Below are 17,021 nucleotides of genomic sequence, written 5' to 3' on the forward strand. Positions count from 1 at the left end.
TAAGGGGCAAAACAACTATGCTGAAAACTCGCGCTAAATATTATTTGGGCCAGGTGGTCCGCCACCGGAAGCATCCCTTCCGTGGTGTGGTATTTGACGTGGACGCAATGTTTACCAATACCGAAGAATGGTACGAGGCCATTCCAGAGGAAGCGCGCCCTGCCAAAGATCAGCCGTTTTACCACCTGCTGGCTGAAAACGATCAGTCCTATTACGTGGCCTATGTGTCCGAGCAGAACTTGGTTGCTGACTATTCCGGCCAGCCTGTGGACCACCCTGATTTGGACGATTTGTTTGGTCCGTTTGAGGATGGCCAGTACCCGCTTCAGTTCCAGATGAACTAGGGCTTCCTACTCCAAAGGAACAAAACTCCGCCAAAGCTGAACAAGGCTGCATAGATTGCGGCGTTCAATATGGCGTCCGGTACATCGTTCAGCGCGTCGTTTACGGCTTGGCCGCAAAGGATGCCTCCCGCGATCATGAATGCGAGGCCCCCCGAGCGGGCCAGTCGTTTCAGCAGGGCGTCAATATCCAAGGGCGATGCCGTCCTTGCGCGGGTCTGATGCGCCTTCGAGCAGGCCGTTTTCATGCAGTTTGATCGCCTGCGCGCCACCGATCGGGGAATCAGCGCGTTTGATAGAATGTCCCAAGTCCGCCAATTCCTGTGCGACGTTGTCGTTATAGCCAGTCTCGACATTCAGCCCGCCATGTTCGGCAAAGCAGCGGGGTGCGTCGATGGCGGTTTGGGCGTCCATGCCGAAGTCTTCCATGTTCGTCAGGAACCGCGCATGGCCGCAGGGTTGATAGGCACCGCCCATCACGCCGAACGGCATTTCGACCTTTCCATCGCGTTTCACCATACCGGGGATGATCGTGTGCATCGGGCGTTTACCGCCGCCGGCCTCATTAGGGTGGCCTTCCTCAAGCGTGAAACCTGCGGCACGGTTTTGGAACAGGATGCCGAATTTGTCGGACGCCATGCCGGAACCGAAGCTGTGGAAGATGGAATAGATCATCGACACGCACATGCGGTTTTTGTCGACCACGGTGATATACACCGTGTCTTTGTGCACGGCCTCGGCGGTTGGCAAAGACGGGTCTAGTGCTTTGTTAGGGTCGATTAGCGCTGCAAGTTTTTCTGCAGTCTCTGCGCTGAGCATATGTTCTAGGCGCGCGGTGTGGTCCGGATCAGCGATGACACGGTTGCGGGTGTCATAGGCGAGCTTGGCGGCTTCGGCTTCAAGGTGGGCGCGTTTTGAACCCATTGGGTCCAAACCTGCGATGTCGAATTGTTTGAGGATGTTCAGCATCAGGATCGCTGTCGCGCCTTGCCCGTTTGGCGGGTGCTCGACCAATTCGATGTCTTTGTAAGTGCCGCTAATTGGGGTCGTGTATTCGGCACGCACATTCGCGAAGTCATCAAGCGTGTGGGTGCCGCCCGCGGCGTTGAGTGACTTTACCATGTCTTCGGCGACTTCGCCTTCATAGAAACCGGCGCGTCCATCCATGGACACGCGACGTAGGACTTCTGCCTGTTGTGGGGCGCGGAAAATCTGGCCAGTGGTCAGGGGTTTGTCCTGCAAGGTGTAATGGGTCCGGCCTGCGCCGTGTAGGGTATCGCCGGACTGTGCGTAGTCAAACGCAACCTTTGGGGCGATCGGGACGCCTGCATCGGCGTAGTAAATCGCAGGCGCGAGGATCGCCTTGAGGCCGAGTTTTCCGTGGTCCTTGGCGAGGCGAATGAAACCGTCCATCGCGCCGGGGAGGCTGATGGCGTGCACGGAATCGAGCGGCAGAACATCCATACCCTGCGCACGCAACGACGCTGCATCCAACGCTGCTGGCGCACGGCCCGAGGCGTTAAGCGCGTGAACGTCGTCTGATCCGGCTTCGTTGAACAGACAGAAGGCATCACCGCCAATTCCGGTGGACTGGGGTTCGCATATGCCTAGAAGGACGGCGCCTGCGATAGCGGCATCCATAGCGTTTCCGCCCGCTTCGAGGATTTGAACGGCAACTTTGGCAGCCAAAGGGTGCGACGTGGCGCAGATGCCGTTTTGTGCAAACACAGCGGACCGACCGGGTTGTTGAAAATCGCGCATGGGGTCTCCTTCGAATTCAAGGGACCGTAGCAGTATGTCGGGTGGGGGAAAGGCTTTGCGCACTAAAATTGAGCCGCATAGTCCTCGACGCCTCGCACTGGGTGGGGGCTGTTACACGTGACGCCGAGGTTAGCCTATGCAGCTACAAGGACGAATGTGACCTTGGATTCGGGTGACCGTGGGGAAACTTTGAGGCGGTTTTGTGGTTTTTCATACTTAACGCTTCAGTTTTGGTGCTCGGGAAATTGATAGCGATGACACCCTGTTTCTTTGGCTCTAAAATACTCGAATTCAGCGGTTAACAGCAGAGACGACCATGCCCGATTACAAGACTCTTACACAGACTATTCGAAGCCTAACTGAGGGCGAAAGCGATGTGGTTTCACTTATGGCGACGATAGCGTGCGAGGTGCACCATTCTGATGATCGATTCGATTGGACTGGATTTTACCGCGTAACAGAGCCTGAAATGCTGAAGATCGGGCCGTATCAGGGTGGGCATGGGTGTCTGCAAATTCCGTTTTCACGGGGTGTTTGTGGTGCTGCCGCGCGTACGGGTGACGTTCAACTGGTAGCGGATGTCGATAGCTTTGAAGGGCATATCGCCTGCGCCAGTTCTACCCAGTCCGAGCTGGTGATTCCCGTGTTCAACGGTGCGGGTGATCTGCTTGGCGTCTTTGATATCGACAGCAATCAGCCGGACGCGTTTGATCAGGCCGATGCGGATGAATTGACGACTATTTTGACGGAGGTTTTTCATCGCTGCGATGCGGCGTGAAAAAATCCTTTGAATTTTCACGAAGCCGTGTCACGACTCTCTTGAACAGAGAGAATTGTCACAGTGATTCACGACCTACCACCAGAAAGCCGAACACTCGGGGCTGATATCCGCGCGCTGCGAAAGGCGCGGGGCCTGACGTTGACGGATCTGGGGATTGCGCTGGATCGTTCGGTTGGGTGGCTTAGCCAAGTTGAGCGGGGACTATCGGAACCGTCAATTTCAGACCTGCGCGGTATCGCGAAGGCGCTTGATGTGTCTGTTTCCAGCCTGTTTCGCTCCGACGCGCCTGAGCATGAGCAGGGTTTGATCGTCCGTGCGACAGCGCGTCGTCCAATCGGATCTCGTAGTGCTGGATTGGTTGAAGAACTGCTTTCACCAGATTTGACCGATGATTTTGAGGTGCTGCATTCTACGTTCGAACCGGGTGCTGAGATCACAGAAACCGTGACACGCCCGACGCAAGAGGTCGGGTATGTCGTGTCCGGCAAGCTTGAGCTTTGGATTGCGGGAAAGACCTATTCGTTGAATGCGGGTGATAGTTTCCGCGTTCGTGGTGAACCTTTCCGCTGGAAAAACCCCCATGCGCATCCCTGTGTTGCGATCTGGGTTATCGCGCCTCCGGTGTATTAAGATGACGTTTGAGGAATTGAGCATATTGGCATTTTTCCGGGTGGTGTTTGCGGCCGCAACAGGTCCGAGTGCTGCGTCCCAACCTTCGGGGGGCATGTGACGTGCTGAAGGGGAGCTGCAACTGCGGTGGCGTTTCTTTCACCGTCAAAGACGGCGGGCGAAGCGTTTCTGCCTGTCACTGCGGACAGTGCCGCAAGCAGTCGGGGCACCATTGGGCATCGGGGTATTCCGAAGTCGAAAAATTCACGATTGAAGGTGATGTGCGTTGGTTTGAAGTCAGCGAAACAGCCAAACGCGGGTTTTGCCCGACGTGCGGCTGCTTTCTGTTTTGGAAAGCGAATGATGAAGACGCGATGAGCTTTTCGCTCGGTGCGATCGATGGCCCGACTGGGTTGAACCTACAGAAACACATCTTTGTCGCAGACAAAGGCGATTATTACGACATCGCGGACGGCGTACCGCAAAGGGAGCACTAACAATGGCAGATTTTCCAACTACGGCCCGTGTGGTCATTATCGGTGGTGGCGTCGTGGGGACGTCCGCATTGTTCCATCTGGCACGTGCTGGTTGGACAGATTGTGTATTGCTTGAGAAGAATGAACTGACGGCGGGTTCGACATGGCACGCGGCTGGGAACGTTCCAAACTTTGCCCCCAACTGGGCTGTTATGAACATGCAGCGTTACGGCGCTGAGATGTATCGCGGGCTGGCCGAGGATGTTGACTATCCGATGAACTACCACGTTACTGGTGCGATCCGTTTGGCCCACACCAAAGAGCGGATGCAGGAATTTGAAAAGATTTCCGGCCAAGCGTGGGCGCAGGGTTTGACGATGGATGTTTGCACCCCCGACGAGCTGAAGGAACATAACCCATTTATCGAAACCCACGACCTTGCAGGTGGCCTATGGGACCCGCTGGATGGCGATATTGACCCCGCACAGCTGACTCAGGCGCTTGCCAAGGGTGCGCGTGACGCGGGTGCGCGGATTGAACGGTTCAGTCCTGTTACTGGCATTGATCGTGACGGCGACGAATGGATCGTGAAGACCGACAAGGGCGATATCCGTTGCGAGTTTGTTGTGAACTGCGCGGGCTACTACGCCCAGCGTGTGGGTGAGATGTTCAAGCCGTTTGGCGGACGTACCGTGCCGATGGTCGTGATGAGCCACCAGTACTTCCTGACAGGTCAGTTGCCAGAGCTTGAGGCGTTCACCAAAGAGCGCGGTCAGAAGATGCCGATGATCCGTGACCCCGATATCAGCTACTACTTACGTCAGGACAAACACGGTCTGAACCTCGGCCCATATGAGCGCAATTGTAAGGCGCATTGGGTTACGCCCGAGGATCCGATGCCAGAAGATTTCAGTTTCCAGCTTTATCCTGACGATCTGGAACGCCTTGAGTTCTACATTGAGGACGCGATGGAGCGTTTGCCGCTGTTGGGCGAGGGCGGTGTTGAGCGCAACATCAACGGTCCGATCCCATATGCGCCCGATGGCCTGCCGATGATTGGTCCGATGCCCGGCGTGAAAAATGCGTTTGAAGCGCATTCCTTTACCTTCGGTATCGCGCAGGGTGGTGGTGCTGGTAAGGTGCTTTCCGAATGGATCATGCACGGTGAAACCGAGATTGACATGTGGTCTTGTGATCCGCGTCGTTACACCGATTATGCCGATCACGATTACTGTTTGTCCAAGGCGCTTGAGACTTATGGCCACGAGTACGCGATGCATTTCCCGCATCATGAGTGGCCTGCTGGTCGTGATAAGAAGCACTCGACGCTTCATTCGCGTCTTCAAGATGCGGGCGCGCAGTTCGGGGCGTACAACGGTTGGGAACGGGCCAATTGGTACGCCAAAGAAGGTGAAGACACATCTGAGGAATCGACACAAACATGGGGCCGTAATGGCCGATGGGAAGTGGCGGTTAAGCGTGAAGTTGAGGCCGTTACGACGGGCTGTGGTATGCTGCCGATCACAGGCTTTAGCCGCATCAAGGTTGAAGGCGAAGGCGCGAAGGACTTCGTTGATGGCTTGACGGCGTCGCGTTTGCCGAACCCAGATCGTGTGACGCTTGCATATTTCCCTGACAGCCGTGGGCGTATTCTGACGGAAACCTCTGTGATGGTGCATTCAGACACGGATGTTGGGTTGATTACCGCCGCGACTGCGCAGTGGCATGACTTTGAGATTTTCTCGCGCCAAGCGCCTGAGGGGATTTCGGTGACGGACCACACAACCGAGGTGGAATGTCTGCTGGTCACAGGCCCAAAGGCACGCGATATCCTTGCGCCGTTGGTTGAAGGACATGACCTAAGCAAGCCTTGGCTGTCCGTGAGCATGGACGGCAAAGTTGCCGGACAAGACGCGGCGATGATCCGTGTGTCCTTTGCGGGCGAATTGGGTTGGGAAATTCACGCGGCGCCTGATGCGATGCCAGCAATTTGGGACGCTTTGGCGGATGCGGGCGTGACACCGTTTGGTATGTATGCGCTGAACTCAATGCGTTTGGAAAAAGGTTACCGTGCATGGAAGGGCGATTTGTCCACGGATTATTCATTGCTTGAAGGTGGTCTTGATCGTTTCATCAAGTTCGACAAAGAGGCTGACTTCCCAGGTAAGGCTGCGCTGTTGGCCGAGAAACAAGCGGGCCGCAAAAAGGGCTTCGTGACGATGGTCATGGAGGCTGGTGACACGGACGCGCCTTATATGGCTCCTGTTTGGCATGGGGACGAGATTGTCGGTGAAGTTACGTCCTGTGGAATGGGGTATCGCACGGGCAAGTGCGTTGCGCTGGGCATGGTGCGTGTTGACCTTTTGGCGGTCGGGACCGAGCTTGAGATTGATGTGTTTGGCAAACGCCAGAAAGCCGTCGTCCAAGAAGATGAACCGATGTTTGATCCCAAGAACGAGCGGATCCGCGCATGACACAGATAACGCTATTGGATGGTGGTATGGGCCAAGAATTGGTGCATCGTGCAGGCGATAAGCCGACGCCGTTGTGGTCGACGCAAGTTATGATCGACCATCCCGGTTTGGTTGCTGATGTTCACCGTGATTTCACGGCGGCCGGTGCAACCGTCGCGACCCTGAACACCTATGCGATCCATCACGATCGGCTGGACGGAACACCGATGGAGGGCAAGTTCGCTGAGCTGCACCAGACCGCTTTGCGTGAAGCAAAAGAATCAGGTGCTAAGCGGTTAGCTGGATCCATCGGGCCGCTTGGCGCCAGCTACCGCGCGGATGTGATGCCCTCCCACGATGAGGCCGTTGCTAAATTCGCGGAGGTTGCTGCGCAGACGGGTGACAGCGTTGATTTGATCCTGTGCGAAACGGTGGTGTCGTTGGATCAAACGCGCGCGATTCTTGAGGGCGCGTTGAGTGTTGGCAAGCCGGTCTGGATTTCATTCTCGGTCAGCGATCAGGACGGCACGTTGCTGCGATCCGGTGAACCACTGGCCGAGGCCGTTGCACTGGCAGGTGATGCCGAAGCGGTGTTGGTGAACTGCTCAACTCCCGAAGTGATTGGTTCCGCGCTTGATGTGTTGGCGACCTCTGGCAAGCCATATGGCGCTTATGCAAACGGGTTTGAGAAAATCAGCGATGGTTTTCTGGAGGACAAGCCGACGGTCGACGCCCTAAGTATGCGCCGCGACTTCACTCCGGAAATGTATGCGGACTACGCGATGAAATGGGTTGATCAAGGGGCAACGATCATCGGGGGCTGCTGTGAAGTCAGCCCATCCCATATTGCCGAAATCGCCAAGCGTCTGAGCGCGGCGGGTCATTAGATAGTTTAAAGGACGACACAAATGGCTGATCTTCCAAACAAAGCGCGCGTCGTCATTATTGGTGGCGGAGTTATTGGCTGTTCGGTGGCTTACCACCTGACGAAATTGGGCTGGACAGACGTTGTCTTGTTAGAACGCAAGCAGCTGACTTCGGGTACGACGTGGCATGCCGCAGGCCTGATTGCGCAGCTGCGTGCGACGCAGAATATGACCAAGCTCGCGAAGTACAGCCAGGAGCTTTATGGTGATTTAGAGACTGAAACTGGTGTTGCTACCGGTTTCAAACGCTGCGGGTCTATCACGGTTGCGCTGACGGATGAGCGTAAAGAAGAGATTTACCGCCAAGCGTCTATGGCGCGGTCTTTTGGTGTCGATGTTGAGGAGATTTCACCAAACGAAGTGAAGGCGAAATACGAGCATCTGAACATTGATGGTGTCGTTGGTGGTGTCTACCTGCCGCTTGATGGGCAAGGCGACCCTGCCAACATCGCATTGGCGTTGGCCAAGGGTGCGCGCCAGCGCGGCGCGGTTGTGAAAGAGCGCGTGAAAGCGACGGGCGTTGTACGTGATGGCCGCCGAATTACGGGTGTGCATTGGGAAGATGAAAACGGCCAAGGCACGATTGAGTGTGAGCACGTCGTGAACTGTGCGGGTATGTGGGGCCGCGAAGTTGGCCAGATGCTTGGCACGAACGTACCGCTGCAAGCCTGCGAGCATTTTTACATCGTGACCGAAGCAATTCAGGGTCTAACACAGATGCCTGTGCTGCGCGTGCCGGATGAATGCGCGTACTACAAAGAAGACGCGGGAAAGATGCTTTTGGGTGCGTTCGAGCCTGAATCGAAGCCTTGGGGGCCGATCCCCGATGATTTCGAGTTTGACCAGCTGCCCGAAGATTTCGACCACTTTGAACCGATTTTGGAAGCAGCGGTTGAACGCCTTCCGATGCTTGCGGATGCGGGGATTCATACGTTCTTCAACGGTCCTGAGTCCTTCACTCCGGATGATGCGTACCATCTTGGGCTGGCGCCAGAGATGGACAACGTTTGGGTCGCTGCGGGTTTTAACTCGATCGGTATTCAGTCTGCGGGTGGCGCGGGAATGGCGCTGGCGCAGTGGATGGACGAGGGCGCAAAGCCATTTGATTTGGGCGACGTCGACATCAGCCGCATGCAGCCGTTTATGGGGAACAAGACGTTCCTGATGGAACGTTCGAAGGAAACGCTGGGCCTGCTTTATGCGGATCATTTCCCGTACCGCCAAAAGGCGACTGCGCGTGGTATTCGGCGCACGCCGTTCCATCAGCACCTGTTGCAGCACGGCGCGGTGATGGGTGAGCTGTCTGGTTGGGAGCGTGCCAACTGGTTTGCTAAGGACGGGCAGACGCCGGAGTATGAATATTCTTGGCAGCGTCAGAACTTCTTTGACAACGTGGCGGCCGAACATAAGGCCGTGCGCGAGAACGTCGGCATGTATGATATGTCGTCTTTCGGTAAGATTAGGGTCGAGGGGCGCGATGCCGAAGCGTTCATGAACTATGTTGGTGGTGGCGATTATTCGGTTCCGATTGGTAAGATCGTCTACACGCAGTTCCTGAACCACCGCGGTGGGATTGAAGCGGATGTAACCGTGACGCGCTTGTCCGAAACCGCCTATCTGGTGGTGACTCCGGCCGCGACTCGACTGGCTGATCAAGTCTGGATGGAACGCAACCGTGGTGATTTCAGTGTAGTCATCACGGATGTGACTGCGGGCGAAGGTGTGCTGGCCGTTATGGGCCCAAACAGCCGCAAGCTGTTGCAGGCCGTTTCGCCGGCGGATTTCAGCAATGATGCGAATCCGTTTGGCACGGCGCAAGAGGTTGAGATCGGCATGGGTATGGCCCGCGTGCATCGTGTGACCTACGTCGGTGAGCTTGGTTGGGAAGTCTACGTTTCTGCAGATCAAGCGGGTCATGTGTTTGAGACTTTGCATAACGCTGGCCAAGACATGGGTCTAACGCTGTGTGGCATGCACATGATGGATACCTGTCGCATCGAGAAAGGGTTCCGCCATTTCGGGCATGATATCACTTGTGAAGACCATGTGATGGAGGCGGGCCTAGGCTTTGCGGTCAAGAAAGACAAACCTAATTTCATTGGGCGCGAAGCGGTGCTTGATAAGCAGGAACAGGGTCTAAATATGCGGATGGTTCAGTTTAAGCTCACTGACCCTGAGCCGCTTTTGTACCATAATGAACCGATCTTGCGGGATGGAGAGCAGGTTGGTTTTCTGACGTCTGGCGCTTATGGGCATTCCTTGGGCGGAGCGATGGGCCTTGGGTATGTGCCCTGCAAAGGTGAGAAACCAGCAGACGTTTTGGCATCAACCTACGAGATCGATGTGATGGGGGTGAAAGTGAAAGCCGAAGCCTCGCTCAAGCCAATGTACGACCCATCATCACAACGCGTTAAAGTCTGATAACAAAAAACGATGCACCTCGGGTAAGCCAGCCCTTGACCCGGGGTGCTTAAATCGTGCTGATGCAAGCATGGCTACACCCTCTCAAAATGAAGACACCCTGCGCGGTTTCGGCTTTGCGTTTTCTGCCTATCTACTGTGGGGGTTTTTACCTCTGTATTTGAAATGGCTGGCGCATGTCCCCGCCGTTGAGGTCGTCTCGCACCGAGTTTTGTGGTCCGTTCCAGTCGCAGGTTTGGTTTTGTTTTTGTTGGGCCGTACGGGTGATATCGGGCGGGTGTTACGAGACCCAAAAGCACTCGCAATGGGGGGGGTAACGGCCGCGCTGATTTCGATTAACTGGGGCGTCTATGTTTGGGCGATTGCGGTAGACAGAACCTTAGATGCCGCGCTGGGCTATTACATCAACCCGCTGTTTTCGGTGCTCTTGGGCTCTGTACTGCTCGGCGAGCGGCTGATGCGCCTGCAATGGGTCGCAGTGGCCCTTGCCGCGGCGGCTGTCGCAGTATTGGCAATTGAGACAGGTAGTTTGCCGTGGCCGGCGCTGGCGCTGACAACAAGCTGGGGCTTTTACGCCTATTTCAAACGCTCGCTTCCGATTGGCCCGAACCAAGGGTTCTTGCTTGAGGTGTTGATCCTGACGCCGTTTGCTATCGGGTATCTGATTTGGCTTTGGCTGAACGGGGGTGGGCATTTCGTCCCGGTGACGACTGATATGTGGTTGCTTATGGGGTGCGGTATTGTGACGGCGGTGCCGCTGATGCTGTATGCCAATGGCGCGAAAGGCCTACGGCTGACGACCATTGGCATCATGCAGTATATCGCGCCGACGATGATCATGTTGGTTGCAGTCTTCGTGTTCAAAGAACCCTTTGGCAGCGCACGCGCCGTTGCCTTCCCAATGATCTGGGCTGCGCTGGGTTTATATACCTATTCCATGTTCCGATCCCGCCGCAAATGAGCAGTGAATACAATCCACCGAGTGACCCACTTGATGTGATCCACGCCGATCATGAAATCCTGATCGTGAACAAACCGACCGGTTTGTTGTCGGTTCCGGGGAAGGGGCCGCATTTGGCGGATTGCCTGATCTCCCGTGTCCAAGAGGCGTTTCCCCAAGCTTTGCTGATCCACCGGTTGGACCGTGACACAAGTGGCGTGATGGTCTTTGCGCTGACGCCACACGCCCAGCGCCACATCGGGTTGCAGTTTGAAAAGCGCATGACGAAGAAAACCTACGTTGCCCGCGTTTGGGGCAGGTTAGAGCCTAAGACTGGCACTGTGGACTTGCCGCTGATAGTCGATTGGGAAAACCGACCGCTTCAGAAAGTGTGTCATGAAACGGGCAAGGCGGCGCAGACTGATTGGAAGGTTCTGCGCAGTGATGGCGTCGAAAGCCGTGTTCGGATGATGCCAAAAACCGGACGTTCCCATCAATTGCGAGTGCATATGCTTAGCCTTGGTCATCCGATCCTAGGGGATCCGTTTTATGCCACGGGTGAGGCGCTGAATTTTGACCGCCTTATGCTGCATTCCGAAGAACTGCGTCTGCGCCATCCTGATGGCGGAGAAGGTGTTCGGTTTCGCGCGAAGGCGCCGTTTTAGAGACCGTCGAGGCGGCGGTCGGTTAGGTTCAGGCGACCAGCGACAATCGGGTCTGTTATGGCGCGAAGGTCGGGTTCAGCGTTCAGTACGATCTCAAGCTCATCCAAGCGGTTCATTGCGATCAGTTCCAAGACGTCCGTGCGCGGCAACTCCGCAACGGGCTGGATGAGTTCAACGCGTGTTTCAGAGATCAATGCGCGAACCTCTTGTGCAGATAGGTCAGTTTGTACAAAGGCGTAAATGCCCATGCCCTTAGCGGGGAGCGCGAAGGGGCTGAGGGATACGCAGTGGACGGCACTGTTTTTCAGAAGGTCTGCGGTGATGGATGGGCCGTCTTGCGCAATGCGATTGCCCGTGCCTTCGCCATCAGACCAGCTGAACAGCCCGCGCGTGATCGCGTTATAGGCGCGTTTTCCGGTGGCCATCCAGATGCGGGTTGGAAGGGATTTGCGGGCCAGCATTTTGGTTTCTGCGGGCGTAAGCAGCGCAGGCGCATAGCGGCGCTTTTGTTTGACCAGATGGCGGAGGTCTTCGTAGCCCATGATGCGAAACAGCTTGCCGCGGCGGCGATGAACCGACGCGAGCTGAAAGTCGATTACGGCGGCGGAGCCATCGGGTGCCATCAGCCAGTTTTGCGGCTTGGCGAGGTCGTTGTGGGTTACATTGCGCCGGCGCATGCCGCGCAAGATACGCTTGGCGTCTTTGTAAAATTCGGCCGTGTCAGGTTTGGCGAGGTTCAGCGGAATACCTGCAGACCAGCTGCGCAGGATGCCTTCGTCATCGACGCGGATTAGGTCTGGCGTGCCTTTAATGCCTGTCACTACCCGCAATGAGCGGATCTCTTTGCGGGCAAGAAAGCTAGCGATGGGTTTTGCCCAGAATGGCACACCGTCGAGTTTACGCAGAACCAGTTTGGCGTCTTCAGCCCCTTCCAGATGGCCGGAAACCGTTTCCGAGAACTCGTCACGTTTGTGAACGGTTGTAGGGATGAAGGGCGTGCGTTCAGACATGAGAGGTTCCTATCTGCGCGGCGATTGTCTGTCTAGGACCCGTCAATACCTACTAAGGCCTTGGCCTGACCCTCTGATTGGCACGAATGGTCGCAGAGCGGTCCTCGGGTGCTGGAACTGTTCGCGACCCGGTCCTATATGACCATAGAACGTAATCAGAAAAGGAGACCCGACATGGGCCTGCGTATCAATGACACGATCCCTGACATGACAGTCGAGACAGACCACGGCACGATTAACCTGCACGACTGGGTTGGCGATTCTTGGGCTATTCTTTTCAGCCACCCAAAAGATTTTACACCTGTTTGTACGACTGAATTTGGTGCAGTTGCGCAGCTTGCTGATGAATGGGAAGCACGTGGCACGAAGGTTCTTGGTATTTCCATTGATGGTGTTGAAGAACACAAAAAGTGGAAAACAGATATCGAAGCTGTTGGTGGCGCAAAGGCGGGTTTTCCGATTGTAGCTGACTCCGATCTGGCTATGGCGAAGGCGTTCGACATGCTGCCAGCCGAAGCCTACATGCCCGATGGCCGTACACCTGCGGATTCTGCGACTGTGCGTTCAGTGTTTATCATTGGGCCAGATAAGCAGCTGAAGCTGTCCATGACATACCCAATGAACGTGGGGCGCAATTTTGCTGAGGTTCTACGCGCACTTGACGGCTTGCAGACAGCAGCCCGTGAGAACGTGGCGACGCCTGCGAACTGGACTGTTGGTCAGGATGTTGTTGTTCCAATGGGCGTGTCTGATGAAGATGCGATCGCCAAGTATGGCTCTATCGACACCAAGCTGCCTTATCTGCGGATTGCGAAGCTGCCTGAGTAACGCTGAGCGACGCTGTTTGCTTTGCAAAGGCGCCCCGCCCACCGTCCCTACGGGATTGGCAAGCGGGGCGTCTTTTTATGCGTCGTCGGCGTCAAGCAAGCCGGACTTGAACAGCAAGCCAGCAGCGACAGCACCGATGATCGGTGCAACGATGAACAACCAAAGTTGTGCAATGGCGGAACCACCTGCGAACAGGGCTGGGCCGATGGAACGCGCAGGGTTCACGGAAACGCCTGTTACGTTGATGCCGACAAGGTGGATGACAACGAGGGCCAAACCAATCGCGAGGCCAGCCATAGCCGCGGGTGCGCCTTTGCCCGTTGCGCCAAGGATCACGACCATGAACAGAAAGGTTGCGACGACTTCGAAGGCGAATGCGGACATCATGTTATATTCGCCGAGGTAGCCTTCACCCCAGCCGTTTGCGCCCATGCCGCCCTCAAAGCCAGCACTGCCTGATGCGATTACCCAAAGAGCAAACGCGCCTGTGATGGCGCCCGCGACTTGTGCAATCATGTATGGAATTGCTTCGCCGATGGTCATGCGGCCTGCGGCGACTGCGCCTAAGGATACGGCGGGGTTGATGTGACAGCCGGACACAGCGCCTATGCTGTAGGCCATGCCGATCAGTGCGAGGCCGAAGGCAAAACTGATGCCGGTGAAGCCGATTGCATCGCCCGCGATGACCGCTGAACCGCAGCCCAGAAGGACGAGTGTAAATGTGCCGATAAACTCGGCCAATGGTTTTTTCATGATGTTCCCTTTCCATTTTCCGCCCATTGATTGGACAGTTGTCAGAGAGGGTGGCGCAAATTTACACATTCCACATAGGGGAAAATCTGTAAAAAAGGCCCCATGCGATACGCAGGGACCTATTTGTCACTCCTGATTTTACAGGTTTTTAGTGCAGAACAGCGCGCGTATTCAGGGGAACGCGGTTGTACAGGTCTGAGATGTGGCTGTTCACCAAACGCACGCAGCCGTTGGAAACAGCGCTGCCGATAGTGCGTGGTGCGTTGGTGCCGTGGATGCGCAGGAACGTGTCGCGGTTGCCTTTGAACAGATAAAGCGCGCGTGCGCCTAGCGGGTTGTTGATGCCGCCTTCCATGCCGTCTTCGTATTGCAGGTAGGAGCCGGGGTCGCGTTCGATCATCTCTGGCGTTGGAGTCCAGCTGGGCCATTCTTTCTTGACCTGAATGATGAAATCGCCGGATTCGTAGAGACCAGCGCGGCCGATACCAACGGAGTATTCCATTGCCATACCCGGGCTGAACATAAAGTAGAGTTTGAAATTTCCGGGTTCGACGTGAATTTCGCCGGGCGCATAATCGCGGTCGATGCGCACGATGCGCGGCAATTGCTGTTCTGGAATGAGATATCCCTGTGCGTTCACAGAGGTTGCAGCAAGGCCAGCCGTTGCAGCGGCTGTGTTCAGAAAATGGCGGCGCGTAATCATCAATCTTCCCCAGAAATACGTTAACTACGTTGTATATGCCCTTTGTTGGGTATGTTGGGCAAGGTTCTGCTGATCACGACTCGGTCAGGGTTCCCTTACCTGTTGAACGCAAAAGGCCCCGACGTTTCCATCGGGGCCTTTGTAAGAGCATTTGAAAAGACCTTAGTCTTCCTTCTTCTCTTCTTTGATTTCTTCACCAGTTTCCTGATCAACAACCTTCATGGAAAGGCGAACCTTGCCACGGTCGTCAAAGCCCAGAAGTTTAACTTTAACTTCCTGACCTTCTTTCAGAACGTCAGACGGGTGGTTCAGGCGACGGTTTTCGATTTGAGAAACGTGCACGAGGCCGTCTTTCTTACCGAAGAAGTTCACGAATGCACCGAAGTCTACGATTTTGACAACTGTACCAGTGTAAACCATGCCTTCTTCAGGCTCAGCTACGATGGACCAGATCATGTCGTAGGCCTTCTTGATGCTGTCGCCGTTTGGAGACGCGATCTTGATGATGCCTTCGTCGTTGATGTCGACCTTTGCGCCGGACACTTCAACGATTTCGCGGATGACTTTACCGCCAGAACCGATGACTTCGCGGATTTTATCCGTTGGAACCTGCATCGTTTCGATGCGTGGTGCGTGCTCGGAGAACTCAGCAGCGGAAGACAGCGCTTTGTTCATTTCGCCAAGGATATGAACGCGGCCTGCTTTGGCCTGTGCGAGAGCTTCTTTCATGATTGCTGGCGTGATGCCAGCAATCTTGATGTCCATCTGCAAGGATGTGATGCCGTTTTCGGTACCCGCAACCTTGAAATCCATGTCGCCGAGGTGGTCTTCGTCGCCAAGGATGTCGGACAGGATCGCGTAGGAACCGTCTTCTTCCATGATCAGACCCATAGCAACACCAGCAACTGGTGCCTTCAGCGGAACACCCGCGTCCATCATGGACAAGGAGCCACCACAGACGGATGCCATAGAGCTTGAGCCATTGGATTCAGTGATCTCGGACACAACGCGAACGGTGTATGGGAAATCAGTTGCCGCAGGCAGAACCGCCTGAAGCGCACGCCAAGCGAGCTTACCGTGGCCGATTTCACGACGACCTGGAGGGCCGAAACGACCAACTTCACCAACAGAGTATGGAGGGAAGTTATAGTGCAGCAGGAAGTTCGACTTATACATGCCCTGAAGGCTATCGATCATCTGCTCGTCGTCGCCAGTACCCAGTGTCGTTACAACAAGACCCTGTGTCTCGCCGCGTGTGAACAGGGCAGAACCGTGTGTACGTGGCAGGATGCCCGTCTCGGAAACGATGTCGCGGATTTCGTCAGTCTTACGACCGTCGATACGCTTGCCAGTTTTAACAACGTCACCGCGCAAGATGGAAGCCTCAAGGCCCTTCATCGCGGAACCGAGGTTCTCGTCTTCGAGTTGTTCTTCTGTAAGTGCTTCTTTGATCGCTGTGCGAGCCTCAGAAACAGCAGCTGTGCGTTCCTGCTTGTCGGAGATCGCGAATGCTGCACGCATCTGCTTTTCACCAGCCTTTGCAACAGCAGCTGCAAGGTCGGAGTAGTCAGGTGCGGAGAAGTCGAATGGCTCTTTTGCGGCGTCTTCGGCCAGATCAATGATCAAGTCGATAACTGGCTGAATCTGCTCGTGGGCAAATTCAACAGCGCCGAGCATTTCGTCTTCAGACAATTCGTATGCTTCGGATTCAACCATCATCACGGCGTCTTTGGTGCCAGCAACAACAAGGTCCAAACGCTGCTCTGGGTTTTCACGCAGCTTGTGCATGTCGTCCATTTCAGGGTTGAGGATGTAATCGCCATCTTCAAAACCAACGCGGCAAGCTGCGATTGGGCCCATGAATGGAGCGCCAGAGATTGTCAGCGCAGCGGATGCGGCGATCATAGCAACCATGTCTGGGTCGTTAACGAGGTCGTGGGACAGAACAGTACAGATCACCAGTACTTCGTTCTTGAAACCATCAACAAACAGCGGGCGGATCGGACGGTCAATCAGGCGGGCTGTCAGTGTTTCTTTTTCTGTTGGGCGTGCTTCACGTTTGAAAAAACCACCTGGAACCTTACCAGCAGCGTAATATTTTTCGCCGTAGTGAACTGTCAGCGGGAAGAAATCTTGGCCCGGCTTTTGTTTCTTTGCGAACGTGACGTTCGCCATAACAGTTGTCTCGCCGTATGTAGCGATGACGGTGCCGTCTGCCTGACGCGCAACCTTACCTGTTTCCAGTGTCAGCGTTTCTTCGCCCCACTGGATGGATTTTTTAACTTCTGTAAACATTATCGTTTCCTATTTGAGGGCACCCACGGGCGTTCCCGTGTCCCTCGTATCATTGGTGG

Annotated in this window: 16 protein-coding genes; 10 read left to right on the forward strand and 6 right to left on the reverse strand. The window is 55.4% G+C overall.

All coding sequences use genetic code 11. The features are described 5' to 3' along the window. Nucleotides 1–17 precede the first annotated feature (17 nt). On the forward strand, nt 18–344 hold the full coding sequence (gene hspQ, locus OCA8868_RS13030; RefSeq protein ID WP_093997019.1) for a heat shock protein HspQ: 327 nt from the start codon (nt 18–20) through the stop codon (nt 342–344). Here hspQ and OCA8868_RS13035 read toward each other — a convergent pair. Together OCA8868_RS13035 and OCA8868_RS13040 are read right to left on the reverse strand one after the other, a co-directional pair. Beyond that, nucleotides 341–535 carry a hypothetical protein gene (locus tag OCA8868_RS13035; RefSeq protein WP_093997020.1) on the reverse strand — a complete coding sequence of 65 codons (195 nt, stop codon included), beginning with the start codon at nt 533–535 and terminating at the stop codon, nt 341–343. The genes hspQ and OCA8868_RS13035 overlap by 4 nt on opposite strands. Further along, on the reverse strand, nt 525–2,102 hold the full coding sequence (locus OCA8868_RS13040; protein ID WP_093997021.1) for a gamma-glutamyltransferase family protein: 1,578 nt from the start codon (nt 2,100–2,102) through the stop codon (nt 525–527). The genes OCA8868_RS13035 and OCA8868_RS13040 overlap by 11 nt, the downstream gene beginning before the upstream one ends. A 316-nt stretch (nt 2,103–2,418) precedes the next feature. Between OCA8868_RS13040 and msrC the strand changes: the two genes are divergently transcribed. From msrC to OCA8868_RS13080, 8 genes are all read left to right on the forward strand, one after another. Beyond that, on the forward strand, nt 2,419–2,880 hold the full coding sequence (gene msrC, locus OCA8868_RS13045; RefSeq protein ID WP_093997022.1) for a free L-methionine (R)-S-oxide reductase MsrC: 462 nt from the start codon (nt 2,419–2,421) through the stop codon (nt 2,878–2,880). Between the two features lie 63 nt (nt 2,881–2,943). Beyond that, on the forward strand, nt 2,944–3,513 hold the full coding sequence (locus OCA8868_RS13050; protein ID WP_093997023.1) for a helix-turn-helix domain-containing protein: 570 nt from the start codon (nt 2,944–2,946) through the stop codon (nt 3,511–3,513). A gap of 101 nt (nt 3,514–3,614) precedes the next feature. Further along, nucleotides 3,615–3,989 (forward strand): GFA family protein, encoded by a 375-nt coding sequence (locus OCA8868_RS13055; protein WP_093997219.1) that lies wholly within the window; start codon nt 3,615–3,617, stop codon nt 3,987–3,989. A gap of 2 nt (nt 3,990–3,991) precedes the next feature. After that, nucleotides 3,992–6,442 (forward strand): GcvT family protein, encoded by a 2,451-nt coding sequence (locus tag OCA8868_RS13060; protein WP_093997024.1) that lies wholly within the window; start codon nt 3,992–3,994, stop codon nt 6,440–6,442. Continuing rightward, nucleotides 6,439–7,308, forward strand: coding sequence for a homocysteine S-methyltransferase family protein (locus OCA8868_RS13065; protein ID WP_093997025.1), 870 nt, complete (start codon nt 6,439–6,441; stop codon nt 7,306–7,308). Before OCA8868_RS13060 ends, OCA8868_RS13065 begins: the two co-directional genes overlap by 4 nt. 21 nt (nt 7,309–7,329) lie before the next feature. After that, nucleotides 7,330–9,768, forward strand: coding sequence for a GcvT family protein (locus tag OCA8868_RS13070; protein ID WP_093997026.1), 2,439 nt, complete (start codon nt 7,330–7,332; stop codon nt 9,766–9,768). A 70-nt stretch (nt 9,769–9,838) separates the two neighbouring features. Next, nucleotides 9,839–10,729, forward strand: coding sequence for an EamA family transporter RarD (gene rarD / locus OCA8868_RS13075; protein ID WP_093997027.1), 891 nt, complete (start codon nt 9,839–9,841; stop codon nt 10,727–10,729). Beyond that, a complete protein-coding gene (locus OCA8868_RS13080) occupies nt 10,726–11,373 on the forward strand; it encodes an RluA family pseudouridine synthase (RefSeq protein WP_093997028.1) in 648 nt (215 codons plus the stop codon). Before rarD ends, OCA8868_RS13080 begins: the two co-directional genes overlap by 4 nt. Here the strand turns inward: OCA8868_RS13080 and OCA8868_RS13085 are convergent. Then, nucleotides 11,370–12,383, reverse strand: coding sequence for a serine/threonine protein kinase (locus tag OCA8868_RS13085; RefSeq protein ID WP_093997029.1), 1,014 nt, complete (start codon nt 12,381–12,383; stop codon nt 11,370–11,372). The genes OCA8868_RS13080 and OCA8868_RS13085 overlap by 4 nt on opposite strands. Before the next feature lie 174 nt (nt 12,384–12,557). On the opposite strand from OCA8868_RS13085, the gene OCA8868_RS13090 reads away from it, so the two are divergent. Then, complete coding sequence (locus OCA8868_RS13090; protein WP_093997030.1) at nt 12,558–13,211, forward strand: peroxiredoxin; 654 nt, start codon at nt 12,558–12,560, stop codon at nt 13,209–13,211. Nucleotides 13,212–13,286: 75 nt separating this feature from the next. Here the strand turns inward: OCA8868_RS13090 and OCA8868_RS13095 are convergent, their stop codons facing one another. From OCA8868_RS13095 to pnp, 3 genes are all read right to left on the reverse strand, one after another. Then, complete coding sequence (locus tag OCA8868_RS13095) at nt 13,287–13,964, reverse strand: aquaporin (protein ID WP_093997220.1); 678 nt, start codon at nt 13,962–13,964, stop codon at nt 13,287–13,289. A 148-nt stretch (nt 13,965–14,112) separates the two neighbouring features. Continuing rightward, nucleotides 14,113–14,667, reverse strand: a complete 555-nt coding sequence (locus tag OCA8868_RS13100) for a L,D-transpeptidase (protein WP_093997031.1) — start codon at nt 14,665–14,667, stop codon at nt 14,113–14,115. Between the two features lie 162 nt (nt 14,668–14,829). Further along, nucleotides 14,830–16,962 carry a polyribonucleotide nucleotidyltransferase gene (pnp, locus tag OCA8868_RS13105; protein WP_093997032.1) on the reverse strand — a complete coding sequence of 711 codons (2,133 nt, stop codon included), beginning with the start codon at nt 16,960–16,962 and terminating at the stop codon, nt 14,830–14,832. Nucleotides 16,963–17,021: the final 59 nt, after the last annotated feature.

Origin of the sequence: Octadecabacter ascidiaceicola, from assembly GCF_900185015.1 — a bacterium.
Taxonomy (GTDB): domain Bacteria; phylum Pseudomonadota; class Alphaproteobacteria; order Rhodobacterales; family Rhodobacteraceae; genus Octadecabacter; species Octadecabacter ascidiaceicola.

Coding starts and splice junctions, on each gene's coding strand:
- hspQ (WP_093997019.1), top strand. CDS start 18: ATGCTGAAAACTCGCGCTAAATATTATTTGGGCCAGGTGGTCCGCCAC.
- OCA8868_RS13040 (WP_093997021.1), bottom strand. CDS start 2,102: ATGCGCGATTTTCAACAACCCGGTCGGTCCGCTGTGTTTGCACAAAAC.
- msrC (WP_093997022.1), top strand. CDS start 2,419: ATGCCCGATTACAAGACTCTTACACAGACTATTCGAAGCCTAACTGAG.
- OCA8868_RS13060 (WP_093997024.1), top strand. CDS start 3,992: ATGGCAGATTTTCCAACTACGGCCCGTGTGGTCATTATCGGTGGTGGC.
- OCA8868_RS13065 (WP_093997025.1), top strand. CDS start 6,439: ATGACACAGATAACGCTATTGGATGGTGGTATGGGCCAAGAATTGGTG.
- OCA8868_RS13070 (WP_093997026.1), top strand. CDS start 7,330: ATGGCTGATCTTCCAAACAAAGCGCGCGTCGTCATTATTGGTGGCGGA.
- rarD (WP_093997027.1), top strand. CDS start 9,839: ATGGCTACACCCTCTCAAAATGAAGACACCCTGCGCGGTTTCGGCTTT.
- OCA8868_RS13080 (WP_093997028.1), top strand. CDS start 10,726: ATGAGCAGTGAATACAATCCACCGAGTGACCCACTTGATGTGATCCAC.
- OCA8868_RS13085 (WP_093997029.1), bottom strand. CDS start 12,383: ATGTCTGAACGCACGCCCTTCATCCCTACAACCGTTCACAAACGTGAC.
- OCA8868_RS13090 (WP_093997030.1), top strand. CDS start 12,558: ATGGGCCTGCGTATCAATGACACGATCCCTGACATGACAGTCGAGACA.
- OCA8868_RS13095 (WP_093997220.1), bottom strand. CDS start 13,964: ATGAAAAAACCATTGGCCGAGTTTATCGGCACATTTACACTCGTCCTT.
- OCA8868_RS13100 (WP_093997031.1), bottom strand. CDS start 14,667: ATGATTACGCGCCGCCATTTTCTGAACACAGCCGCTGCAACGGCTGGC.
- pnp (WP_093997032.1), bottom strand. CDS start 16,962: ATGTTTACAGAAGTTAAAAAATCCATCCAGTGGGGCGAAGAAACGCTG.